The sequence below is a fragment of the Kaistia dalseonensis genome (assembly GCF_030814715.1).
In the GTDB taxonomy this organism is placed as follows: Bacteria; Pseudomonadota; Alphaproteobacteria; order Rhizobiales; family Kaistiaceae; genus Kaistia; species Kaistia dalseonensis.
Map to the genome: position 1 here is coordinate 583612 of NZ_JAUSVO010000003.1, position 23561 is coordinate 607172.

At 62.1% G+C, this 23561-nt stretch carries 24 protein-coding genes and 2 pseudogenes; 8 read left to right on the forward strand and 18 right to left on the reverse strand.

The genetic code is table 11. From position 1 onward, the window contains the following. Positions 1–634 precede the first annotated feature (634 nt). Positions 635–1218: pseudogene (locus tag QO014_RS13225) on the reverse strand (leucine zipper domain-containing protein). A 222-nt stretch (positions 1219–1440) separates the two neighbouring features. Here QO014_RS13225 and QO014_RS13230 point away from each other — a divergent pair. Both QO014_RS13230 and QO014_RS13235 read left to right on the forward strand, forming a co-directional pair. Beyond that, positions 1441–2463, forward strand: coding sequence for a glycosyltransferase family 2 protein (locus tag QO014_RS13230; protein ID WP_266349168.1), 1023 nt, complete (start codon positions 1441–1443; stop codon positions 2461–2463). Between the two features lie 36 nt (positions 2464–2499). Next, positions 2500–3156 (forward strand): class I SAM-dependent methyltransferase, encoded by a 657-nt coding sequence (locus QO014_RS13235; protein WP_266349169.1) that lies wholly within the window; start codon positions 2500–2502, stop codon positions 3154–3156. An 81-nt stretch (positions 3157–3237) separates the two neighbouring features. Here QO014_RS13235 and QO014_RS13240 read toward each other — a convergent pair. Both QO014_RS13240 and QO014_RS13245 read right to left on the reverse strand, forming a co-directional pair. Beyond that, positions 3238–3465: pseudogene (locus QO014_RS13240) on the reverse strand (IS3 family transposase); the annotation flags it as partial. Between the two features lie 422 nt (positions 3466–3887). Continuing rightward, positions 3888–4613 (reverse strand): WbqC family protein, encoded by a 726-nt coding sequence (locus QO014_RS13245; protein WP_266349170.1) that lies wholly within the window; start codon positions 4611–4613, stop codon positions 3888–3890. Between the two features lie 137 nt (positions 4614–4750). Between QO014_RS13245 and QO014_RS13250 the strand changes: the two genes are divergently transcribed. Then, positions 4751–5128: a DMT family transporter gene (locus QO014_RS13250; RefSeq protein WP_266349171.1), complete on the forward strand. Its 378-nt coding sequence runs from the start codon at positions 4751–4753 to the stop codon at positions 5126–5128. Positions 5129–5200: 72 nt separating this feature from the next. Here the strand turns inward: QO014_RS13250 and rffA are convergent, their stop codons facing one another. Together rffA and QO014_RS13260 are read right to left on the reverse strand one after the other, a co-directional pair. Beyond that, on the reverse strand, positions 5201–6349 hold the full coding sequence (gene rffA / locus QO014_RS13255; protein WP_307258188.1) for a dTDP-4-amino-4,6-dideoxygalactose transaminase: 1149 nt from the start codon (positions 6347–6349) through the stop codon (positions 5201–5203). Positions 6350–6678: 329 nt separating this feature from the next. Beyond that, positions 6679–7791, reverse strand: coding sequence for an AbrB family transcriptional regulator (locus QO014_RS13260; RefSeq protein WP_266349172.1), 1113 nt, complete (start codon positions 7789–7791; stop codon positions 6679–6681). A gap of 231 nt (positions 7792–8022) precedes the next feature. Between QO014_RS13260 and QO014_RS13265 the strand changes: the two genes are divergently transcribed. After that, on the forward strand, positions 8023–8664 hold the full coding sequence (locus QO014_RS13265; RefSeq protein WP_266349173.1) for a LysE family translocator: 642 nt from the start codon (positions 8023–8025) through the stop codon (positions 8662–8664). Here QO014_RS13265 and QO014_RS13270 read toward each other — a convergent pair. The 4 genes from QO014_RS13270 to QO014_RS13285 form a co-directional block, all read right to left on the reverse strand. Next, the gene (locus QO014_RS13270; protein WP_266349174.1) at positions 8642–9067 is read right to left on the reverse strand and encodes a hypothetical protein; all 426 of its coding nucleotides are present in this window, start codon (positions 9065–9067) and stop codon (positions 8642–8644) included. The genes QO014_RS13265 and QO014_RS13270 overlap by 23 nt on opposite strands. Before the next feature lie 5 nt (positions 9068–9072). Continuing rightward, positions 9073–10269, reverse strand: a complete 1197-nt coding sequence (gene rlmN / locus QO014_RS13275) for a dual-specificity RNA methyltransferase RlmN (RefSeq protein WP_266349175.1) — start codon at positions 10267–10269, stop codon at positions 9073–9075. A 210-nt stretch (positions 10270–10479) separates the two neighbouring features. Continuing rightward, positions 10480–10980 (reverse strand): VOC family protein, encoded by a 501-nt coding sequence (locus QO014_RS13280; RefSeq protein ID WP_266349176.1) that lies wholly within the window; start codon positions 10978–10980, stop codon positions 10480–10482. A 62-nt stretch (positions 10981–11042) separates the two neighbouring features. Further along, positions 11043–11474 carry a VOC family protein gene (locus tag QO014_RS13285; RefSeq protein ID WP_266349177.1) on the reverse strand — a complete coding sequence of 144 codons (432 nt, stop codon included), beginning with the start codon at positions 11472–11474 and terminating at the stop codon, positions 11043–11045. 145 nt (positions 11475–11619) lie between these two features. On the opposite strand from QO014_RS13285, the gene QO014_RS13290 reads away from it, so the two are divergent. Beyond that, positions 11620–12039 carry a DUF2177 family protein gene (locus QO014_RS13290; protein WP_266349178.1) on the forward strand — a complete coding sequence of 140 codons (420 nt, stop codon included), beginning with the start codon at positions 11620–11622 and terminating at the stop codon, positions 12037–12039. Here the strand turns inward: QO014_RS13290 and QO014_RS13295 are convergent. Genes QO014_RS13295 through QO014_RS13310 form a run of 4 tightly spaced genes read right to left on the reverse strand, consistent with a single transcriptional unit; the run spans position 12036 to position 14924 of the window. Continuing rightward, positions 12036–12854 (reverse strand): DUF1295 domain-containing protein, encoded by an 819-nt coding sequence (locus QO014_RS13295; RefSeq protein ID WP_266349179.1) that lies wholly within the window; start codon positions 12852–12854, stop codon positions 12036–12038. The genes QO014_RS13290 and QO014_RS13295 overlap by 4 nt on opposite strands. Next, positions 12851–13732: an alpha/beta hydrolase gene (locus tag QO014_RS13300; RefSeq protein ID WP_266349180.1), complete on the reverse strand. Its 882-nt coding sequence runs from the start codon at positions 13730–13732 to the stop codon at positions 12851–12853. Before QO014_RS13300 ends, QO014_RS13295 begins: the two co-directional genes overlap by 4 nt. Next, positions 13729–14367, reverse strand: coding sequence for a cadmium/peroxide/UV radiation responsive anti-sigma factor ChrR (gene chrR / locus QO014_RS13305; RefSeq protein WP_266349181.1), 639 nt, complete (start codon positions 14365–14367; stop codon positions 13729–13731). Before chrR ends, QO014_RS13300 begins: the two co-directional genes overlap by 4 nt. Then, positions 14367–14924, reverse strand: a complete 558-nt coding sequence (locus QO014_RS13310) for a sigma-70 family RNA polymerase sigma factor (protein ID WP_370877139.1) — start codon at positions 14922–14924, stop codon at positions 14367–14369. Before QO014_RS13310 ends, chrR begins: the two co-directional genes overlap by 1 nt. Positions 14925–15110: 186 nt before the next feature. Here QO014_RS13310 and QO014_RS13315 point away from each other — a divergent pair, with 186 nt between their 5' ends. The 3 genes from QO014_RS13315 to QO014_RS13325 are packed head-to-tail and all read left to right on the forward strand — an operon-like array spanning position 15111 to position 18475. Further along, positions 15111–16457: an NAD(P)/FAD-dependent oxidoreductase gene (locus tag QO014_RS13315; protein ID WP_266349328.1), complete on the forward strand. Its 1347-nt coding sequence runs from the start codon at positions 15111–15113 to the stop codon at positions 16455–16457. Beyond that, the gene (locus tag QO014_RS13320) at positions 16454–17245 is read left to right on the forward strand and encodes a DUF1365 domain-containing protein (protein WP_266349183.1); all 792 of its coding nucleotides are present in this window, start codon (positions 16454–16456) and stop codon (positions 17243–17245) included. The genes QO014_RS13315 and QO014_RS13320 overlap by 4 nt, the downstream gene beginning before the upstream one ends. A gap of 6 nt (positions 17246–17251) precedes the next feature. Beyond that, positions 17252–18475 carry an SAM-dependent methyltransferase gene (locus tag QO014_RS13325; protein WP_266349184.1) on the forward strand — a complete coding sequence of 408 codons (1224 nt, stop codon included), beginning with the start codon at positions 17252–17254 and terminating at the stop codon, positions 18473–18475. Positions 18476–18502: 27 nt separating this feature from the next. Here the strand turns inward: QO014_RS13325 and QO014_RS13330 are convergent, their stop codons facing one another. From QO014_RS13330 to QO014_RS13350, 5 genes are read right to left on the reverse strand one after another with little or no spacing between them, the layout of a single operon-like run. Then, positions 18503–19654 (reverse strand): mandelate racemase/muconate lactonizing enzyme family protein, encoded by a 1152-nt coding sequence (locus QO014_RS13330; protein WP_266349185.1) that lies wholly within the window; start codon positions 19652–19654, stop codon positions 18503–18505. Between the two features lie 43 nt (positions 19655–19697). Beyond that, the gene (locus QO014_RS13335; protein WP_266349186.1) at positions 19698–20444 is read right to left on the reverse strand and encodes a ribonuclease activity regulator RraA; all 747 of its coding nucleotides are present in this window, start codon (positions 20442–20444) and stop codon (positions 19698–19700) included. A gap of 26 nt (positions 20445–20470) precedes the next feature. Continuing rightward, the gene (gene manD, locus QO014_RS13340) at positions 20471–21682 is read right to left on the reverse strand and encodes a D-mannonate dehydratase ManD (RefSeq protein WP_266349187.1); all 1212 of its coding nucleotides are present in this window, start codon (positions 21680–21682) and stop codon (positions 20471–20473) included. A 45-nt stretch (positions 21683–21727) separates the two neighbouring features. After that, positions 21728–22558, reverse strand: a complete 831-nt coding sequence (locus QO014_RS13345; protein ID WP_266349188.1) for an NAD-dependent epimerase/dehydratase family protein — start codon at positions 22556–22558, stop codon at positions 21728–21730. A gap of 10 nt (positions 22559–22568) precedes the next feature. Beyond that, positions 22569–23531, reverse strand: a complete 963-nt coding sequence (locus QO014_RS13350; RefSeq protein ID WP_266349189.1) for a mannonate dehydratase — start codon at positions 23529–23531, stop codon at positions 22569–22571. Between the last annotated feature and the right edge of the window lie 30 nt (positions 23532–23561).

The following is a 23561-nucleotide window of genomic DNA, read 5'->3' on the forward strand; positions in this document are numbered from 1 at the left end:
GGTTGAAGCTCCGACCGAAGGACCGATGGCCAAACGCGAATATCGACGACACCTGAGCTTTCGAATGCAGCGCGCCAACTGCGGGATCGTCGCCTGCAAGGCATAGAGGCAGTCGTCGAGCGGCAGCAAGTATGCCGGCGGAAGGCGATGATGCGGCGCCCATAGTCAAATGACCCGAGTCCCGAACGTTAGTTTCTCAAGTTGGCATTGCACGCTACGACTCCCGGGACGTTAACGGGGCCGCCTACGCCTGCCTGTGAGCACGACAAACCCGCAGCCACCTTTCGCTTGATGTCCCAGCGGGGTCATCGGCACTGGCAACCACTCTGTCGCCAATGCCAAGCGTCACACCCAAGGCGTCGTCGACTTCGATCCCGAAAGGAGCATCAACCCCTCATCCGCTGCTGCCGCGGCCAATAGAGCCCAGCGCCGAGTTGGGCCGCTTGCTCACCATCTTCGCTGCACCGCGGGCTCTGCCGATACGTAGTTTCGGCCGTCGGTGTAGCCGGTCCACCCTTCACCGTCAAAGGACGGACTGCCATCATGTCACCCGGCCAATTGCCACAAGCGATCGAGTTGCTCGTGGATGGAGGCGACCACGGGGGGCGGCTAGGTGTCGTTTTCAAGAAGGTGTTCAGAGTTGGAATGGCGGGATACCTTTGAGAGCTGAGCGGCGTCTTCGGATGTTGCAGGCGTCGACCAGCGGGGCATGGCTTCTGTTCGTTCGGTTGAGGATCGGTAGGTTGCGGCGTAAGCCCATTCGCGCAAGCTGGTCTGGATGAAGCGATCGGCCTTGCCGTTGGTACGCAGCGTGTAGGGCCGGGTGCGGATGTGGCGGATGCTGGGGCCGGCGAGAAGCCTGTGGAAGGCATGGCTCTTGTAGGCGATCCGTTGTCGGACATCACGCGGTCGACGGTGACGCCGTATCGTTTGGACCAAGCGATGGCGCGGGCCGCTCATGCGCCGGTGGCGAAGCGCCTCGACGGCCTCGATCGTCACGGCTGGGGTCGCATGCGGTGTCAGGCACGGCGCCGAGTTCCTGTCATGAAGCATCCGCTCGCCGCCCGCCCGGAACCGCTCCAGCCATTTGCAGGCCGTGCGGGCCGACACGCCGGCATCCTCGGCAGCGGCTGCAACCTGCCAGCCGCTTTCAACGATCCGCTTCACCAGAAGGGCTCGACCGTGAAAGGTGGTCCGCGCATTCTTACGGACGCCCATTCGGGCACTTCGGTCAGGGTTGCCTGGCCTCGCAACCCCAACCTCACATCCTGGTCCCGGATGAACCACCTCCTCAGATTCGCTTCTTAGGGCGACAACTCGACCATCATTGCGGTGGCCGCATCTTCTTCAGCCTCAGTTGGACATTTGAGACGCTCCGCGTATTTACAGATGCCTGCGGCCGACAGGCTAGCAAGCAGCGAGCGTCCTGGTGAGGGATCCATGTCGAGACCGAAAATATCCGTCGTAGCAACAGCATATAATTCCGAGCGCTATATCGAGGCATTCGCGAAAGAAATGCGCGAAACACTTGATCTTATATCGGATAGATCAGAAATCATTATCGTAGACGACGGAAGCACCGACGACACGATTGTCGCATGCAAGCGGGCAATCTCACGTGATGCTGACATGAGGCTTGTGGAGCTGTCACGGAATTTTGGTCAAGAACCCGCTATTCTGGCAGGATTAAGATATGCACAGGGCGAATTCATATTCCTGATCGATTCAGACCTAGAGGAGCCTCCATCCGCCCTCATCGATATGATAGAGGTTATGCGCAGGGAAGTGCCAGCCGTCGACGTGGTCTATGGCGTACAACTTCAAAGAAACGGCACGTTGCAGCATACCTTCTTCGGCGGATTGTTCTACAAGGTATATAACGCCCTCTCTGACGTCAATATACCTGACAATATATTGACTATAAGATTGATGACTAGGCGGTATGTTGACTCTATATTAATGTACGAAGAGCGAACAATTGCTCTGGCCGGAATATTTTCATTGACCGGATTTCGGCAGGTTCCGATCGTAATACACAAAAAGTATAAGGGTTATTCTGGGTACTCCGCAATTCAAAGAGCCAAAATATTCATAAGATACTTGATAATATTTGGATCAAAGCCGGCCCTTCTCATCACGTTGACTGGCCTCGCAACTGCCGGCTTGGCACTAATATATTCTATATATGTTATTATCGGATATATTGTCGTAGATACGGAAACGCCAGGATGGACATCTCTGGCGCTGCTGACTACTTTCTTCAATGGGCTGCTTCTCATAAGTATCGGGGTGTGCGCAGCCTATCTGGCGTTCATATTCGAAGAGGTGAAGAAGCGGCCTGTTTCGATCGTGCGCACCGTCGTCGATTCGAATGGATCGGACATCGCCACACCGGAATTGCCTGTGACGAGACATGCGGACATGCAAATTCCGGTTGAAGTCGAAGCTGACACCCCGCAATAGGGTCAGCTAGAGTTGGGATCCAGGGAAGCCAGAAGAATGTCCGCGACGTCTGTGAATGAAGGTGTACTGCAAACCTATCAATCTCTCTATTCCCAACACGGCGACGATCCCGCGTCGCTTGGCGTGCGGGCGACGTCGCAGCCGGTGCGGTTCCAAGCGGTTACGGCGGCACTTGGCTCCCAATGGCCGGACACGATAGTGGATCTCGGCTGTGGCTTCGGTGATCTCCTGTCGCATTTGCGGGGGGTTGGCTGGAAAGGCCATTATACGGGCGTGGACTTCATGACTGAATTCGTCGATATCGCCCGTCAACGCTTCGAAGAAGACCCGGCTGCCGATTTTCTGGTTGGCGACGCAACGCTGATTGAACTCCCTCCGAAATCGTTCGACGTATGTATTTCGTTAGGCCTCTGCAATCATCAGCGGGGCGCCGGAACGATCTCCTTCATCGAGGCACTTATCGGGCATGCCGCGTCACTTGTACGACAATCGATCTTCGTCGATTTCCTGAGCGCCACCTCAAATCGCCGACGCGATGATCTGTATTTTATGGACGCAGGCAAAGCGATCCAAATCGGGTTGCAGCATAGCAACAGGGTCAAGCTCGATCATACATATATGCCGTTTGAGTTCCTCCTTACCATACGGCTTGATGATCAGATCCAACCTGGCCTTCCGTTCTTCTCCGACTAGAGCATGACGCGGTCTGGTTGACTCGGAATTCCCAAATCGTCGGGGAAGCGAGCCGCGCTGGGTTTGGCCATTTGGTTTATGTCACGCCGCCATTCGCGCCTCATCGAGCAGAGGGCAATCGTGTTCCTCGGCTTCGGCTGGTGGGATGTTGCCGATAGGCTCCAGCAGCCGGCGATGGTTGAACCAGTCGACCCAAATGAGTGTCGCGAACTCTACAGCCTCGAAGAATCTCCAAGGGCCTCGGCGATGGATGAGTTCGGCCTCGTAGAGGCCATTGATCGTCTCGGCCAGGGCGTTGTCGGACACATCCGTCGTCACGCCGGCCCGCTTGCCGACATTGACCTCGGCCTTCTTGACCACTCGTTCGGCGCGCGCGTCGAACAGCCGATCTTCGCCGCAATCGAGACAATCCCTGCCGGCGCGACGGATGCTCGGCCTCCTGGTCCAGCACCATCCGCGCCCCCCGCACCACCGGCGAGAACGTGTTCGTCGTCTTGCTCGTAACAGCCCCGACCTCTCTGGATCTGGGCCTCTGACAAACCCGTCGCGGTTCAACAACAATCGCGCTGGAAACCCAGACGGCTTGAGGTAACAAATCCTCTTGCGGACTCAGTCCTGATGCTGAGGCGAAGGGCACTCAGATCAATCTGTCAGAAGAGTCTACACCTCAAACTAAGCTCCCGACGGCGGCATGGCGATCTTGTTGACGAAGGGATCTACCCAGGCATTGTTCATCGATGGGGCTTTGGCCCGATGTAATCAGTTGCTTCCGCGCCCACAGAGAACAGAAGGTCGATCGTCGAGACGTTAGGCAAAAATTCGCCCCAGAGTTGCGGGTAGGCGCTATATCCTGAATAGTCCATCCACTCGACTGCGATACCCGCCTTCGCCATGGCGGCCTCATCGAGATAGACACGAGCCGCCGGCCCGGAGAGGTAGTGGGTTGCGCCTGCTGCCTTGCAGATAGCGATGATACGGTCGGTGCGGTCTGAGTTGCCCCACTCTTCGTCGTCGATATAGCGAGACGTTCGCGAAAATGACGTCCCGATTTGCAGGAAGGAGCAAAACTCGCGAAGCAGCCGTTCGTTAATGACGGTCAGCCGTTCTTCCCGGCCGACTTCCTCATAGAGGGGCTCGAGCCATTGCATGATTGACTCGAAATGCGGAGCCTTTCGATATGCATGGCGGAAACTCTTCAAATGCGCTCCTGCCCACCGGCCATCCACCACGTTAACCCTGTCGATCCGCAGCGCCTCCGCCAACCGCCCCGAACTATGGACGGGGATGATCAGCCAAGCGAGACCCTCACGTGTCTTGATCTGATTACGGTTCCGCCAGTCCTTATGGGTGTATTGTACGCCATCACCTATTACATATTCGTCGCAACGACTTATAAGATCGAAAAAGCCCCGCCAAGGAATGTAGTTGGATTGGTTGATACAAATTCTTTTCGTCATTCAGATCCCGTTCTTGACGATGCCCCGCCTATGATATCCCAATCCGCCGCAGGCGACTATCGCTCCGACAGGACTCATAGTCGCCATTCGCTCAGCTGAACGCACCTCTATAACGCTACCGCTTATCTGGATGCTGGATGACAAACACCACTGGATACATCTATCTCGCCGCCAACCTGTTCTTTTCGCTCTTGGGAACCCTAGCCATGAAGTGGCGAGCGACTTCCCATTCGGCGACGGCGACAGAACATGGGCGCCTCGCCTATCTTGTATCCATGCTACTTGATCCCTGGGTCATTCTTTCCCTTGCATCGGCAGCATTGGCCATGATCGCATGGATCTACGCGCTGGAGCGCGTCGAGCTTTCCCGGGCGTTTGCGTTCACGGCTCTGATCTACGTGTTGATACCGCTATTCTCGTGGCTCTTCCTGAAGGAACATGTGTCGATACAGCAAATAGTCGGAGCACTATTGATCATCGGAGGCGTCGTGCTCGCGGAGCTAGGGCGACACTAGACCCGGAGGTAAACCACCCGGCTATTATGGGCGCCGAAGTGGCCACCAATGCAGCACCGTGATGATTGGGAACTAGGGCAGTGCGATCGCCGACTGACCAACCAGTTCCTCGATCATCCTGAGCACGATATCAACCTCCTCGTCGCTCAGACGCGCGTGCATTGGCAGCCGAATAAGCCGATCGAACGTGTCGTCTGTGATCGACATGCTGCCCCGCGTGATACCAAAGCGACGGCCTGCAGGTGCACTGTGCAGCGGAACGTAGTGACTGACAGCACCAACATCTGCAACGCTGAACACCTTCAGCCAACGTTCCTTGGTCTGTCTGTCGGGCGCCAGAATGAAGTATATGTGCCCATTCCCTTCGCAGTCTATTGGCACGCTCGGCCGCATCAGCAAGCCCTGGCGTTCCAACGCAGCTAGCCCGGCGTGATAGCGATCCCAAATCGCCCGCCGGCGTGACGTTATTGCTGGCGCCCCTTCCAGCTGCGCATAGAGAAAAGCGGCTGTAATCTCGTTGGGCAAGAATGATGATCCAACGTCAACCCACTCATATTTGCTGACTACACCGCGCTTGAATTTAAGGCGATCGGTACCCTTTTCCCATATGATCTCCGCTCGATCGATCAATGACTCGTCATTGACTATGAGTGCGCCACCTTCCCCAGAGATCACGTTCTTTGTCTCATGAAAGCTGAGACAGCCAAGGGTACCAAATGTGCCGAGTGGCCTGCCCTTGTAGCTGGATCCAAAGGCTTGCGCGGCATCCTCGATGACGGGCAGAGAATACCTGTCGGCAAGCGACAAGATCGAATCCATATTGCAGGCAACACCCGCATAATGAACAACAATAATCGCCTTGGTCTTCGGCGTAATCGCAGCCTCGATGAGCCGCTCGTCGATATTCAACGTGTCAGGTCGGATATCGACAAAGACCGGCACGGCATTGCGAAGAACGACTGCGTTGGCCGTGCTGGAGAACGTGAATGACGGCAAAATAACTTCGTCACCCGGACCCACGCCCGTCAGTATCGTAGCCATTTCGAGCGCCGACGTGCATGACGTCGTCAGCAAAACGCGCGGAACGCCGAGTGATTTCTGAAGATGATCTTGGCAACGATTGGTAAAAACGCCATTGCCACTGGTCCCGCCGGCCAAAGCCTCTGCGATCAGATCGCGCTCGGAACCGAGTATAAACGGCTCATTCAAAGAAATAGACACGATTATCGTTCCATAGACTTAGTTCCACATCGTGCTGGCTCTGGCCATCACGATGTGGATGGGCGCGTCGCAACAAGCCGAGCAGTAAGGTCTCAAATGGGTGCAGCCGTCAATCATCTGCACGCCGGATCTGCAACCCGATAGCGGCAGATGTACCAGACGAATCCGCCGCCAGTTTGTGGTGACGGGCCTGTGCGATACCAGTCGAATTGTTGAGCACAAGGATATCAGGCTCGGAAGGCGTCAACGAGCAGCGATTGATGCGGCAGAACAATGCGGACACGCGCGCAACTGTCGACGGAAAAATGGACTCCGTCAGGACCTGTTGGTCAGCGCACCATCCCCTGCATCCGCCGGGCGACGAAGTGGGCGACAGAGGGGCCGACGAGGACGATCACGAAGAATCGGACCGTCTGGAGGGCCATGACGAAGCCGATATCGACCGGCGTTGCCGCCGCGATGATGGCGACCGAATCCATGCCGCCGGGGCTCGTTGCGAGATAGGCTGTCAGCGGATCGACGCCGAGCAGGCGGACGAGCACGAACGCCATGCAGCCGCAAAAGGCGATCAGAAGCAGGATCGAGGCGACAATGTGCGGCAGGACACGTGCCGCATGATGCAGGACGGCGCTCGTGAAGCCGAGCCCGATGCGCCAGCCGATCAGCGCATAGCTTGCCGAGAGCACCCATTCCGGCAGGGTGATGGTGATCCAGCCGCCTGAATTCAACACCGCCCCTGCCACCATCGGCACCAGCATCGCGCCGGAGGGAATGCGCGAATAATAGCCGACGACCGTCCCGATTCCGGCCACGGCCATCGTCTCGATCAGCGGCAGCCAATCGAGCGGGGGAAACCAGATCACCACCGGACGCGGCACGCCGCTCGTATCGACCCAGATGCTGGCGATCAGCGAGGCCGCCGTCGCAACCATGACGACGCGCATATATTGCATCAGCGCCACGAGCCGCGCATCCGCGCCGAACGCCTCCGCCATCAACACCATGGCCGAGGCGGCGCCGGGCGAGGTGCCCCAGACAGCCGTCGTGCCGGGCAGGAGGCGGCGGCGGCTCATCGCCCAGCCCAGCGCGCTGCTGGCAACGATCGTTGCGATCACGATGCCGAGGAAGAGCGGCCAGTCCGACAGAAAGGCCGCGACGGTACGCGGCGTGATCGACTGCGCAATCAGCATGGAGACGACCGCCTGGGCACCGAAGGCAAGTCCTCGTGGAACGCGGATGGTCGCCCCACTGACGCCGAGTGCGATCGCGGCGATCATCGGGCCGAGCAGCAGGGCAGCCGGCACGCCGCTCGTAAGCAGAATGGCGCCGAGCGCGAGCGACAGCCCGATCAGCAGCGGCCATTGTCCGGCAGGCGACATCAGCCCGACATTGAACGAACGGAAAGACGGCAGATGCATCGCCTCGAGGTCCAGAAAGGGCATGTCGGATCACGGCCTTGCCAAGGACGCCGTGCCCGCGACATGGCGGGACCAGATGGCAGCAGCATGACAGAAGGCCAGAAACAACGTCGACTTCAGGATAGCAGGAAGGACGGCAGCCAAACGAGCGCGCTTGCAACGTGCGGCCAGCAGGTGAACCCTTGGAACGCTTTTGCTGTCTCCGTGTCAGGGCGTCATGCTATAGCCCCGGACGCTGAACCGGAGCCGACCCTCATGCTCGCCTTTGTGCCCGAGACGTCCATATTGCTGGCCTATATGGCGGCGGTCATCGCGCTGACCTTGACGCCGGGGCCAGATATGACGCTGTTCGTCGGCAAGGCGATCGGGCAATCGCGGCTTGCGGGCCTGGCCGCGTTCTGTGGCACCTCGACCGGGCTGATCATCCACACGGTGCTGGTGGCGGTGGGCCTCTCGGCGCTGCTGGCAGCATCGGCCACCGCATTCCTGATCCTGAAGATCGTCGGCGCCTTCTATCTGGTCTATCTCGCGGCCCAGGCGCTTCGCCACGGATCCGCGCTCTCGGTCGGCGGCAAGCAGGCGGCCGATCCGATCGGCAAGGTCTATCTGAAGGGGCTTGCGATCAACCTGCTGAACCCGAAGGTGATCATCTTCTTCCTGACGTTCCTGCCGCAATTCGTCTCGCCGGCCGATCCGCATGCTGCCGGAAAGCTCATGTTCCTCGGCGTCTTCTTCGTGATCGTGGCGACCCCGATCAGCCTCGTCATGATCTGGTTCGCGGGCTCGATCGCGCATTTCCTGAAAGGCTCGCCGCGAGCGACCCGCGCGGTCGACTGGCTCTTCGCCAGCGTGATGGGCGCATTCGCCGTGCGCCTTATTCTGGCACACGGGAAATAGCGCCCCGGAGCGATCCGGCGCCACGACCGGCGATCAGCCAATAAGCGAAACCGGCGGCAAAGCCTGCCGCCAGCGGCGGAAGCAGCGCATAGTTGCCGGGAAATCCGAAGAGGTGCAGGCCGAGCCCGAGGGCGCCACCGAAGAGCATCCAGAGGATCAGCGAACGGATCGCCAACACTTCCGAAAGAAAGATCGCGGCCAGAAACGGCAGCGGCGCGTAGCGCGCGATATTGGCGAGCAGGATCACCACCGGCCCCATGATGACCGGCACGGCATTCTCCGGCCCGCCCCAGAGGTCGGTACCACCGAACCCGAAGGCGGCAAGATAGACGACCACTGCCGTCACGATCGCGGCGATAAGCCCGATCGGGATCAGGAACACGATCCGCAGAAAAGCGGCCATGCGACTCAGTCCGCCGTGTCCGGGAACATGGAGGTGAGCGCCATGCGCTCGCGTACGCGCATCCGCTCGCTCTCGCTCTTCAGCTGGCCGCAGGCGGCGAGGATATCGCGGCCGCGCGGCGTACGGATCGGCGAGGCATAGCCGGCGCGGTTGACGATGTCGGCGAAGGTCTCGATCGTCTCCCAGTCCGAGCACTGATAGTTGGTGCCGGGCCAGGGATTGAACGGGATCAGGTTGATCTTGGCCGGAATGCCGCGCAGCAGGCGAACCAGTTCGCGCGCATCGGCGGGGCTGTCATTGACGTCTTTCAGCATCACATATTCGAAGGTGATGCGGCGCGCATTCGAGAGCCCCGGATAATTGCGGCAGGCCTCGAGCAGTTCGGCGATCGGGTGCTTCTTGTTGAGCGGCACCAGCATGTCGCGCAGATCATCGCGAACAGCATGCAGCGAGATCGCCAGCATGGAGCCGATCTCGGCGCCGGCGCGCGGAATCATAGGAACCACGCCCGACGTCGAGAGCGTGATGCGGCGCTTGGAGAGCGAGAGACCTTCGCCATCCGAAGCAATGAGCAGCGCATCCTTCACGTTCTCGAAATTATAGAGCGGCTCGCCCATGCCCATCATGACGACATTGGAGACGAGCCGGCCCTCGGACGGAACGGCAGCCCCGACCGGGGTCGACTTGTCGGGGAAATCGCCCAGCCGATCGCGCGCGAGCAGGACCTGGCCGACGATCTCTTCCGCCGTCAGGTTGCGCACCATCTTCTGCGTGCCGGTATGACAGAAGGAGCATGTCAGCGTGCAGCCGACCTGGCTCGATACGCAGAGCGTGCCGCGGCCGACTTCCGGAATATAGACGGTCTCGATTTCGACCGGACGACCCGCGCCCCGCGCGGGAAAGCGCAATAGCCATTTGCGCGTACCGTCCTCGGAGACCTGTTCGGTCACAATCTCCGGCCGCTTCAGCGTGAACGCATCGGAAAGCGTGGTGCGCATATCCTTCGAGACATTGAGCATGTCCGAAAAATCGGTCACGCCGCGGGCATAGATCCAGTTCCAGATCTGCGCCGTGCGCATGCGAATATGCTTGCGATCGATGCCGATGCCGGCGAGTTGCTCGCCAATGCCTTCGCGCGAGAGACCGACGAGCGAAGGCTTTTCTTTGGTCGCGGCCGGAGCCACGGCAAGGGGTGCTGCCATTCTTGAAATCCAACAGAGCGGCGACGCGCAAAGGCGCGATCAGAACCGACCAGACATGTTGGTCGGCTCATAGCACAAAGATCGGCTGAAATCAGGCGAAATAGAACGGCCCGCCCCGCGCGGGCCGCATGAGGCAACCAACCGTGGCGCATGCCAGCGCCTCGACCCCGCACCGGAGTGCGGTTCGGGATCGCCGGCACGATGGGCCAATCAGGCGACGACCTCGCCGTCATAGGCCGCCTGCAGGCCCGCCACGTCGAGCTTGATCATTTCCATCATCGCCTTCATGACGCGCTCGGCCTTGACCTTGTCGGGGTCACCGAGCAAGCGAGGCAGCGCGGACGGGACGACCTGCCAGGAAACGCCGAAGCGGTCGGTGATCCAGCCGCATTGAACCTCGGAACCGCCGCCGGCCAGTATCCTGTCCCAGACCTGATCGACCTCGGCCTGATCGGCACAGTCGATCGAGAACGAGATCGCCTGGTTGAACGCGATCCGCGTACCGGCGTTCAGCGCCAGGAAGGTCTGGCCGCCAAGCGTGAAATCGACCACGAGGACCGTGCCGTCCTTGCCGGCCGGCGTATCGCCGACATTCTTCTGGACGTGATCGATGTGGGAACCGGGAAGCAGCGAAACATAGAAGCTGGCCGCCTCCTCGGCCTCGGTGGCGAACCAGAGGCAGGGCGAGATCTTGGACTTGATGCTGGGCATGTCGTTTCCTCCGTATCGACGAGAATGGCGCGGCGTGCTTCAAGCTTGCGCCGGCCGATGGTTCAGGCCTCGGCCTTTTCGGGCTGCGATGCCGTCGCGGCGGCGACATCCATCCACATCACCTCCCAGATATGGCCATCCAGGTCCTCGAAGCTGCGGCCATACATGAAGCCGAAATCCTGCTTCGGCCCCGGATCCGCGCGACCGCCTGCCGAGCCGGCCTTGTCCAACGTCAGGTCGACATCGGCGCGACTATCGGCCGAAATGCAGATCAGCACTTCGCTCGTCGCCTTCGCATCGGCGATGGCCTTTGGCGTGAACTGGCTGAACTTCTCATGCGTGAGCAGCATGACGTAGATCGTCTCGGAGAGGACCATGCAGGATGCGGTCGCATCGCTGAATTGCGGGTTCTTCTGCGCGCCGACCGCCTCATAGAAGGCCGTCGCCCGTGTCAGATCGGCAACCGGCAGATTGATGAAAACCAGCTTGGACATTGAGAGCTCCCTCTGTTCAACGGCCGAAGGACGAATGGCGAGAAGCCGATCCGACATCGTCCTTCCCATTTCTCCGTTTCGTTACTCGACCTGATCCAACGGCACCGCCCGTTCGTTTCACGAATAACTGTTGCGGAGCCCTGCCATGATCAATGCCCTCGCCTATGTCGTGACGCTCGTCCTGTTCGCTGCCATCGATACGGTCTGGCTCGGGACAATGGCCGCGCGCATCTATCGACCGCTCCTCGGCGATATCCTGCTTACCGGCTTTCGCGCCGCCCCGGCGGTGGTGTTCTATCTCTTCTATGCCGTGGGCCTGCTGATCTTCGCGGTGCTGCCGGCGCTGAAAGGTGGCAGCGTCGGGACGGCATTGCTCTGGGGCGCGCTGTTCGGCCTCTTTGCCTATGGCACCTATGATCTCACCAATTACGCCACACTGCGTAACTGGGGTGCGACGATCACCATGATCGACATGGCCTGGGGCACCTTCCTCAGCGGCACTGCGGCGGCCCTGTCCTTCCTCGTGACGACATGGCTTGCACGCCTTATCGGGCTCACGACCTAGCGCTGGCCCCGCTCCCGGGACGGGCGCGGGAAAAAGGCGCTGACGCGGGCCTGATAGGCACGGAAGGCTTGCGGCCGCGAGCGCAGCATATGCGCCTCCAGCGGCGGGATGCCGGAGACGTGGACCAAGAGCCAGTACATGAAGAGCGGTCCGCTCAGCGACAGCAGGCCGAAGCCATGGCCGCCCGTCAGATCGATCGTGAACAGCGGATAGGCGCACCAGCCGAGCCATTCGAAGAAATAGTTTGGATGCCGCGACCAGCCCCAGAGGCCGACGTCGCAGACGCGACCATGATTGGCCGGATCGCGCTTGAAGGCCTGCAATTGCCGATCCGCCACGCCTTCGCCGATAACGGATATTGCGAGCACGATCGCTGCCAGCCAGTCCTGCAGGCGGAAGGCTGGAACGGGATTTTGTGCGGCGAGCAGGACCGAGAGCACCAGGAACGTGCCGGCTGCGGCCTGTATCATCAGGAAGAGAAACAGGCGGCGCTCGTAATCCGCACCCCAGTCCTGTCGGAACCGGGCATAGCGGGCATCCTCCGGCCCGTCCGCGACGCGAGCAGCAATGTGGACGCCGAGCCGGATCGCCCAGAGCCCGATCAGCGCCGCGACTACGAGTTGCCGCGTGGTCGGCTCGGCGGCATCCGCGATCGGAAGAAGCGCCAGCGCAACACCGGCCGCGCCGACCCCAAATGACCAGAACGCGTCCGACCAGCCCGCATTGCCCGTGAAGCGCTGCGCGACCCAGGCGCCCGTCATCACAAGGGTGAGAAAGATGGCCGCAAGGACAAATCCAATCACCGGCACAGTCATCGCTGGCCTCCCTGCATCGGCTGGGCATGAATGAAGACGGCGACGTCGTCGACGACCGGAGCCAGGGAACGAAGCGGCCCAATGAAGGGCAGGATCAGGCCGAAATGGCCGCGTCCCGCATAGACGACCTCGGTCGCCGGCCGCCCGTGACCGCGCAGGCGCCTTGCGAGGCTAGCCGTATTGCGCGGCGAGACGATGGTGTCTTCGTCGCCCGTCGCCAGCAGCGCCGGCGCCGCCCCGGCATTCGCAAAATGAACCGGCTGCGTCTCGGGGCGCTCGGCCCCGCCGAATATTTCGATATAGGTTGGCCCGGTCAGCGGCAGGAAGTCATAGGGGCCGGACAGTCCCACCAGCGCCGCTATATCCTCGGCCGGGTCCAGCCCTTCGGCTCGAAGCCACGTCCCGTCGAGGGCGAGCATGGCCGCGATATAGGCTCCGGCCGAATGCCCCATCAGCACGATTCGCGACGGGTCGCCGCCAAAGCGGGCGATATTGTCCTTGGCCCAGCGCGTCGCGCCAGCGCCATCGCGCAGGAATTCGGGAAATCCAACGTCAGGATAGACCCTGTAGTCCGGCAGGACGGCGACGATCCCGCGCGCGGCGAGCGCATTGCCGACAAAACCATAGAGCTCCTTGCGCCCCATCTGCCAGCTGCCGCCATAAAAGAAGACGACGACCGGCGCGCCCTCGGCGTTCCTGGGGACATAGACGTCGAGCGTGCGGCGCGGCCCATCGCCATAAGCGATCGCCCGCGAGAGGCTCGCCCCGCCATCCGGCGTCACAGCGCGGAGAAGCGAATCCCGGAAGACATAGGCGCCGCCGACAAAGGCTCCGAGCCCGAGAAGGCCAAAGATGGCAAGCGGCAGCGCGGGGATCAAAGGCGGGCTAGGGGCTGCAGCAGGCGGCCGAGCACGCCTTGCAGGCGGATCTGGCCGTCGAGCGCCACGACACAGATGCACGGCACGTCCGAGTCGACGATCGGACGATGATTGGTCTCTTCATCGGCCTCCTCGAAATCGCCGGGACCGAAGCGTCCGGCCTCGTCCGAATAGGACCCGCTGACAACGCAGGTCAGCTCGACACCGGCATGGCTGTGCTGCGGCATCTTGCGGCCGGGATCGATCTTGAACAGGATCACGCGACAATCCCCGTCCCGCGGCACGCCGACCGAGCGCACGCGTGTGCCGCGACCGAGCCAGCGCCAGGGGCCGAGCGGGTAGCGCCGCAGCGGCTCGGGCAATTCCAGCATGTCATTGAGGGGCGCCGGCATCACGGCCTCACCACCATCGGCGTCGATGCGCGCCATGACGCGTTGCAGGGCATCCGGGCTCATCGCCGATGTCGGCAATTCGTCGAGCAGCTGCCCCCCGACGCGCTGCAGTGTCCGCACCCAGTCCCGCCCGCTCCTGCTGAAGGCGAGATGGGTCGCGACGACAGCCGCTTCCGGCGCCCGCAAGGTGCCGGCTGCATAAGCGAGAAGCGTCTCTTCGCTGGGTTTGTGGCGGATGGTCATCAGCGTTCGCTCAACAGGTCGCGCAGCTTGATCATGGCCAGCCGCAGACGGGATTTAACGGTACCAAGCGGCAGGCCGAGCTCTTGTGCGATCTCGGCATGGGCTTTGTCGTGGAAAAAGGAAAGCCGGACGACACGCGCCTGATCGGCCGAAAGGGCCTCGAGCGCAGCGCGGATCCGCGCTTCATCATCGATCCCGCTCAGGATCTGATCAGGCTGGGCCGGATCGTTCGGCAACTCGCTCAGATCGAGTTCGCGCAGCGCCTTGCCATCGCGGCGCGCCGCATCGATGCGCAGATTTCGGGCGATGGTGAAGACCCAGGTCGATGCTCCGGCCCGCTCGCGATCGAATAAGGCGGCCTTGCGCCAAACCGTCATCATGGCTTCCTGCGCAAAGTCCTCCGCCGTGCCGGCCGCAGCCCCAGTCCGGATCAGGTAGCTTTTCAGCCGCGGGGCGAAATAGGCGAACAGTTCGGCAAAGGCCTGGCGGTCGCGATGCTGCGCAACCGCCTCGATCAGGCGTCCGAAATCCGGACGGCCGCTCGGCTGCGCCAGCATCAGGGCACCATCGGCGTCAGGAGAGGAGGATTGGATCCGGCCATTCATGGAACTTTCTACGGCACCGTCGCGAATTTGGATCACGAGACGTCATCCAAATCTGCCTGCGGCACGTATCCAGTCTAGATGAGCGCAACCGCGTCCACCACAGGATGGTCGCGCCGAACCGGGCAGGAAGCGAACGGCATGGTCGAGGGCGACAATCATAACGGCAAGCGTCTTCGGATCGCTGTCATCGGATCGGGTATTTCGGGTCTCTCCTGCGCCTGGCTGCTCGGCCAGCGCCATGACGTCACGCTCTATGAGCGCAATGACCGTCTCGGCGGCCACTCCAACACGGTGACGGCGCGCACGGACGAGGGCGCCGTGCCCGTCGATACCGGCTTCATCGTCTATAATGAGAGCGCATATCCCAACCTGACCGCCCTTTTCGCGACGCTTGGTGTTGCGACCAAGGCTTCGGACATGTCGTTCGCCGTTTCCCTGCGGGGCGGGACGACGGAATATTCCGGCACCGGTCTTGCCGGCCTCTTCGCGCAGTGGCGCAACCTGCTTCGCCCGCGCTTCTGGTCAATGCTCAGCGATCTGATGCGCTTCTACCGCGAAGCGCCGTCGGCGATAACGCAGGCGGATGATCCGAGCCTGACGCTGGGCAGTTATCTGGAACGGAACGGTTATGGCGCGGCACTGAGGGACGATCACCTCCTGCCGATGGCGGCGGCGATCTGGTCGTCACCAACACGCGATCTGCTCGACTATCCGGCCGCGAGCTTCATCCGCTTCTGCGCCAATCATGGGCTGCTGCAGGTGCGCGACCGTCCTGTCTGGCGAACAGTCGAGGGTGGCAGCCGGAGCTATGTCGAGCGCTTCGCCGCACTCATGGGTGGCACCGCGCGGATCGGCAACGGCGTTGCCGAAGTGTTGCGATTACCTGATCGCGTTCTGGTTCAGGACAGGGCCGGCGCCATCGAACAGTTCGACCATGTCGTCATCGCGACCCATGCCGACCAGGCCCTCGCCATGCTGGTCGAGCCCGACCCGGAGGAGAGACGCCTGCTCGGCGCCTTCCGCTATAGCCGCAACCACGCGGTGCTCCACTCCGACGAGACGCTGATGCCGAAGCGCAGATCCGTCTGGTCGAGCTGGAACTATATCGAGACGGAGGGCGCGCTCTGCGTCTCCTACTGGATGAACCGCCTGCAGGGCCTGCAGGGCCGCAATCTCTTCGTGACGCTCAATCCGCCCCGCGCGCCACGCGCCGGCACGCTGCTCTATAGCGAACTCTACGAGCACCCCGTGCTCGATACGGCTGCCGTAGAAGCCCAGCGTTCGCTCTGGTCGCTCCAGGGCGTGCGGCGGACATGGTTCTGCGGTGCCCATTTCGGCGCGGGGTTCCACGAGGACGGGCTGCAGTCGGGCCTTGCCGTCGCCGAACAGCTCGGCGGCGTCACGCGGCCTTGGCGGGTGGCCAATGAGAGCGGCCGCATCCACGTCCAGCCGCTCGATGCGGACAGGGTGGAGGCTACGCAATGAGCACGGCGTCGGCGCTCTATAGTGGCAGTGTCATTCATCGGCGGATGCGACCTCGCCCGCACAAGCTTCGCTATCGCGTCTTCTGGACGGTGTTGGATCTCGACGAAATCGCCGCGCTCGACGCTTCACTGCGCCTCTTCGCGCATAACCGCTTCGGCCTGATCTCCTTTCATGATCGCGATCACGGCGCCGGAACCGACGAGCCGCTGCGCGCCCAGGTCGAGCGCCAGCTGGAGCGGGCCGGGATCGATATAGAGGGCGGTCCCATCCGCATTCTCTGCATGCCGCGCATGCTCGGCTATGTCTTCAATCCGATCAGCGTCTATTTCTGCCACCATCGATCCGGCGCCCTGTCGGCGATGCTCTACGAAGTGACCAACACCTTCGGACAGCGCCATTCCTACCTGATCCCGGTCGATCCGGACCAGGCGTCGCCCGGTGCATCGATCCGGCAGAGCTGTCGCAAGGCGCTCTATGTTTCGCCCTTCATCGACATGGACATCACCTATGATTTCCGCGTCACGGCGCCGACGGACCGCGTCGCGCTCGCCATAACCGGCTCCGACGCCGAGGGCATACTGATTGCGACCGCAATGACCGCCCGCCGCTCGGAACTGACCGATGGGGCCATCATTCGGGCGACGCTGACCCACCCGCTCCTGACGCTCAAGGTGATCGGCGGCATCCATTGGGAGGCGCTGAAGCTCTGGCTGAAGGGCGTGAAGCTCACGAAGCGTCCTGCCGCGCCGGACTGGCCGGTCACGATTGTCGACAGAAAGGCCGTGTGATCGCCCATGTCAGTTCGCGAACAGAATTCGATTTTCAAGGGCGTCAGCACCAGTCGACCCTTGTTTGATCTATCGGGCCGCTTCATCGCCAGGCTGCTGGACCGGCTGCGTCATGGCCGACTGATCATCGAGACGCCCGCCGGCCAGCGCATCGAGGGGCGGACCGCCCTCCCCGGCCCGGAAGCCATTCTCGTGCTCCACGACTGGCGCGCCGTTCGCCGTGTGGTGACCGGCGGCGCGATGGGGTTTGCCGAGGGCCATATGGCCGGCGAATGGTCCAGTCCCGACCTGCCGACGTTGATCGAACTGCTCGCAGTGAACCTCGACAATCTGCAGCCGGCGCGGTCCGGCGTCGGGCTGTCACGCTTCATGGCGCGCCTCTGGCACGGGGCAAACGAAAACAGCCGCCGCGGAAGCCGGCGCAACATCAGTTTCCACTATGATCTCGGCAATGCTTTCTACGAAGCCTGGCTCGACCGCAGCATGCAGTATTCCTCGGCGATCTATGCCGATGGCGACGATCTCGAAAGCGCACAGCTTCGCAAGCTCGACCGCATCGTCGAACTGATGGCGATCCAGGGCGGCGAGAGCGTGCTCGAGATCGGCTTTGGCTGGGGCGCCGTCGCCGAACGGCTGGCCGCGCGCCATGGCTGCGCCGTGACCGGACTGTCGCTCTCCGAACGACAGCTCGAATATGCCAATGATCGGCTGGCCGCCGCGGGCCTGAATGCCGATCTCCGCCTGCAGGACTATCGCGACTGCGACGGCCAGTTCGACCGGATCGTCTCGATCGAGATGATCGAGGCTGTCGGCGAAAAATACTGGCGGCAATATTTCGACGTGCTGCGCGCGCGCCTCGCTCCGGGTGGCCATGCCGTGATCCAGGCCATCACCATCGCGCCAGCGCGCTTCGAGCGTTATCGCAGCAATCCCGACTTCATACAGCGGCACATCTTCCCGGGCGGCATGCTGCCGACCGTCGACATCATGCGGCGCGAGGCCGAGGCGGCGGGCCTGTCGCTTGGCCATGCAGAGAGCTTCGGCGCCAGCTACGCGCGGACGCTGGCGGATTGGCGCGTGCGCTTCCATGCGGCATGGCACGAGATCGAGCATCTCGGCTTCGACGCCCGATTCCGCCGGATGTGGGATTACTATCTCGCCTATTGCGAAGGCGGCTTCCGCGCCGGCTCCATCGATGTCGGCCTCTTCACGCTCGAACGGCGGCAGTAGCGATCGCCGCCGTTCGTCGCTGCCGCCCTACCAGTTCGTCACCGAGCCATCATTGCGCTTCAGATGCGGGGCTTCCCAGAACTTGAAGCTCTGCTTCTTGATCAGGTCCTCGTTCACTTCAACGCCGAGGCCGGGCGAATCCGGCACCGGATAATGGGCGTTCTCGATCCGGGGCTGGACGGGGAAGAATTCGGAATTGTCGAAGCCGAGTTGTTCAGCCGTCGACGTGCGCGTCTCGAGCCAGGAGAAGTTCGCGACGGCAGCCGCAAAATGAACCGTTGCGGCCGTGCAAATGGGCCCGAGCGGATTATGCGGCATCATGTCGACATAATGCGCCTCGCTCCAGCCGGCGACCTTCATGGACTCGGTCAGGCCGCCGACATTGCAGACGTCGATGCGATTGAACTGGTGAATATCCCGCTCGATATAGGGCAGGAACTGCCATTTCGAGGCGAATTCCTCGCCGATCGCAAAGGGAACATCGACCATCCGGCGGAGCGCCTCATAGGCTTCCGGCGTCTCGTCGCGGATCGGCTCCTCGATGAAGTCGAGCGTGCCCGACGGCATCTTCTGACAGAAGCTGGCGGCCTCCGCGACGGAGAGGCGGTGATGATAGTCGATGCCGAGCACGACATCCTCACCCAGTTCCTCTCGCGCCTTCACACACCATTTCGCCGAACTCGCTATATGCTCGCGCGGCTCATAGTTTGTCGGATGACCATGGCCCGACGGCGATAGTCGCATCGCCGTCCAGCCTGCCGCGATCAGTTCCTTGGCTTGCTCGATCATCTCTGGCCCGGGCGGCGCCGAGGTGGTGGCAAAAGTCGGGATCCGGTCACGCTGCTTGCCGCCGAGAAGCTGGTAGACCGGCACGCCGAGCGCCTTGCCGAGGATGTCGTAGAGCGCGATGTCGATGGCGGAGATGGCGGCCTGCAGGACGCGGCCGCCCTCGAAATACTGGCTGCGATACATCTCCTGCCACAGCGCGCCGATCCGCCGCGGGTCGCGACCGATCAGGAATTCGCGGTAATGATCGATCGCACCCACGACGGCCTTCTCGCGGCCCGAGAGGCCGCTTTCGCCCCATCCGAAAATGCCCTCGTCGGTTTCGACCTTCACGATCAGCTGGTTGCGCGTGCCGACCCAGACCGGATAGGCGACGATGGCGGAGATTTTCATGGGCTGATATCCGGATTTCGGGGCGGGCGAAGAAGAGCGGCGTTCAGACAGGCTTGAGCGGATGGGTCTTCCGCCATTCTTCATATTCGGGGCGCGCAGCGTCGGAGAGCGGGTAGTAGCGCTGGAGAGAACCGCCCTTCAGCAGCATCTCGCGCGAGAAATCCTCCCAGTCGTGATGAGTGCCGGCATGTTCGAGCACCTGATAGCCGAGCGCGGCCGGGACCACGCAGGCGCCGTCATCGTCCGCGACGATGATGTCGCCCGGCATCACCGTGACGCCGCCGCAGGCGATCGGCGTGTTCACGGCAAAGGGCATCAGCGAGGTCTGGGTGTGGAAGTTCGGCGTGACGCCGCGCAGCCAATATCCAAGATCGATCTGCTGCGCATGCGGGTAGTCGCGGATGCAGCCATCGATCACGACACCGGCGCCACCGCGCCCCTTGAAATAGGTCAGCATCATCTCGCCGAAGATGCCGCTCCGCATGTCGCCGCGCGCATCGACGACGACGATGTCGCCGGGTTGGGTGTGGTAGAGGACGTGGCGGTGGAGCTGCTTTTCCGGCTCGTTATATTCGCCCTCGCCATAGAGGTCCTCGCGCTTCGGCATGAATTGCAGCGTCAGCGCCGGCCCGGCGATGGCGCGGCCCTTGGTCCAGGCGACGGGTCCTTCCATGAAGGTGTCGCGCACGCCCATATGGTGCAGCGTGGCGCAGGCCGTGGCGCATCCGAGCGCCTGAAGTGCCGCCACCAGATCGGCTGGCGGCCGGACGATATCCTTGGTCTCGATCATGTCTCTTCTCCTCCCGACACGCTGGCTCACCAGTGCCAGATCGTACCGTCCTCGAGCCGGTTGACCGGCAGATAGGCGCGCTCATAGGGGTACTGGGCTGCCAGCGCCTCATCGATATCGACCCCGTGGCCGGGCGCTTCGCCGGGATGGAGATAGCCGCCATCCTGCCGCCATGAATGCGGGAAGACCTCGTGCATCAGCGGCGTGTAGCCGGAGAATTCCTGGATGCCGAAATTGGGCACCCAGAGGTCGATATGGACATTGGCCCCCATCGCCACCGGCGAGACGTCCATCGGGCCGTGGCAGGCCGTGCGCACGTGATAGATCGAGGCGAAGTCGAAGATCCGCCGGAGGCCCGTCACGCCGCCGGCATGGACCGTCGTGGCGCGGATATAGTCGATCAGTTGTTCCTCGATCAGCAGCTTCGCGTCCCAGATCGTGTTGAACACCTCGCCGAGCGCGATCGGCTGCGTCGTGTGTTGGCGGATGAGGCGGTAGCCCTCCTGCAACTCGGCCGGAACGGGATCCTCGAGCCAGAACAGGCGGAACGGCTCCAGATCCTTGCCGAGACGGGCCGCCTCGATCGGCGTCAGGCGATGATGGGTGTCGTGCAGCAGGTGCAGCTCATCGCCGTAAGTGTCGCGGAGCCGCGCGAAGAGCTTCGGAATATGGACCATGTATTTCGAGGTCGACCACACCTCTTCATTCGGCAGCGCGTCGACCATGCCGCCCTTGCCCTGGTCGGAGTTCTTGCCCGTGCCGTAGATCGCCGGCAGGCCGGGAATGCCGACCTGGGCACGGATCGCGACATAGCCCTCCTCGCGCTTGGCGCCGACCGCGTCCACGGCTTCTTCGATGCTCATGCCCTGCGCGTGCGAATAGACCATCACCTTCTCGCGCGAAGCGCCGCCGAGAAGCTGGTAGAGCGGCATGTTGGCCGCCTTGCCCTTGATGTCCCAGAGCGCCATGTCGACGGCCGAGATCGCGGCCATGGTGATCGGCCCGCGCCGCCAATAGGCACCGCGATAGAGATATTGCCAGATATCCTCGATCCGGCTCGGGTCACGCCCGATCAAGAGCGGCGCGACATGGTCCTTGAGATAGCTGACGACAGCGAGCTCGCGTCCATTCACCGTGCCGTCGCCGATGCCATAGAGGCCCTCGTCGGTGATGATCTTGACGGTGACGAAATTGCGTCCGGGCGAGCAGACGATGACTTTGACGTCCGTGATTTTCATGGATCTTGCCTTGAATGATGCGAATGGCGGCGGCGGGCGTTGGCCTCAGCTTGGATCGTGACGCCAGCCGAGCATTCGCTCGGCCTTCGCCGAGGAGAAGAAACTCCGATTGCCGTCGAGATCGCCGCGAATGGGAACATCGGGAAAGAAGCGGGCTGCGAGCTCGCGGCTCGGAACGTCCATCACCGTGTCGGGCGCCACGATGTAGAACACCTCATGCCCAGTGAAGGGAGCCTCCAGCGCCAGCAGGCAGGCGCGCGAGGCGGCGTCATAAAGCGTGTAGGCCCAGAGATGCTTGGCGAGATCCTCGCTGGCGCGGCCATAGATCTCGACGGCCTTGGCGCGCTCGTCGGTCACCAGATGAAAGCGCATGCTGGATATGCGTATGCCCTCATAGCGGCGGGCGAACATGTCCGCCTGCTGCTCGCAGATCCATTTCGACAGCCCGTAGGGCTCCTCGCTGTAATTGGGGTGCGCCTCGTCGAGCGGCAGATAGTCGAAATGCGCCGCCCGGCTGAAGGATAGCCCGATCGCGTTGACGCTCGACGCCTGCACGATCCGCATGATGCCGACCTCGACGGCCGCGCGGAGCGCGTTGTAGCTGCCGACCACATTGTTGTTGTGAACGATGTGGTCGGGATCGCGCATGGGCGACGGGATCGCCGCCATGTGGATCAAGGCATCGGCGCCGCGAAAAGCTTCGACGAGGCCTTCATAGTCCCCCATGTCGGCCTGCACGAAACGGAGGTTCTCGCGCGTCTCAGGCTCCGCCGGCGCAACACGGTCGATGGCGATGACACTATGGCCCTGGCGCAGCGCTTCGGTCGTGATGGCGCCGCCGATCCTGCCGGTGGCTCCGGTAATGGCGATTTTCATGGCCGGCTTCCTATGAGGCGTAGACGGCCTGGTGCAGGCCGCGAATGTAGCCGATGGCGTAGAGCCGCCCGAAGGCCGAATAGCCGGCCTGATCGTTGCTGTCGCCCTCGACGGTCGGCACATGGTCGGGACGCAGCACGCCCTCAAAGCCGATGTCGCGATAGGCCCGCATGCAGGCCAGCATGTCGGTCTTGCCGGCGTCGTGCCATGTCTCCTCGAAGGCTTTCGGCGTGCCGCGCACATCGCGGAAATGAACGAAGGAGATCTTCTTGCCGAATTTGCGGATCGCGGCCGGCAGATCGTCGGTCATCAGCGTGAAATTGCCCTGGCAGAGCGTGATCGTGCTCATCGGGCTCGGCACCGTCTCGATGAGGCGCTGGTAATTTTCGATCGAGCGCATGATGCGGCCGACGCCGCGGATCGGCGACAAGGGCGGATCATCGGGGTGCATCGAAATCTTGACGCTGGCTTTCTCGGCCACCGGCAGCACCTTCTTCAGGAAGTATTCGAGATTGGTCCAGAGCGCCTCTTCATCGATCGGCGGATTGGCGGTGATGTCGGCCGGGACGTCCTCCAGCTTGAAGCTGGTCACCACCGAGCCGCCGCGCGACGGCGTCGCGAGATTGGTGCGGACCCAGTTGAAATCGGTCATCCACTCGTAGCACCAGACAGGAACCCCCAGCTTGCCCATATTCTCAATGAGCGTGCAGACCGTCGCGATCTCCTCATCGCGACCGGGCAGACCACGCTTCGCTTTGTTGAGCGGCGGCCGCGCCTCGATCACGACGAGCTTGAAGCCGTTCTCCTCGTAGCGATCCTTCATGCGCTTGAGAGGGGCATAGTCCCACGGTGCCTCGCCTTGCAGCAGGTCCTCCGGCGGCAGGCCGCCGACCGCGAGGTCGACGCCCGCCTGCCTGGCGAGCTTCCACACCGGCGACGGCGTCGGGCTGATGAATTCGGCAATTTCGAGCATGATGGGCAGGTTCCGTATCCAATCCGGCCT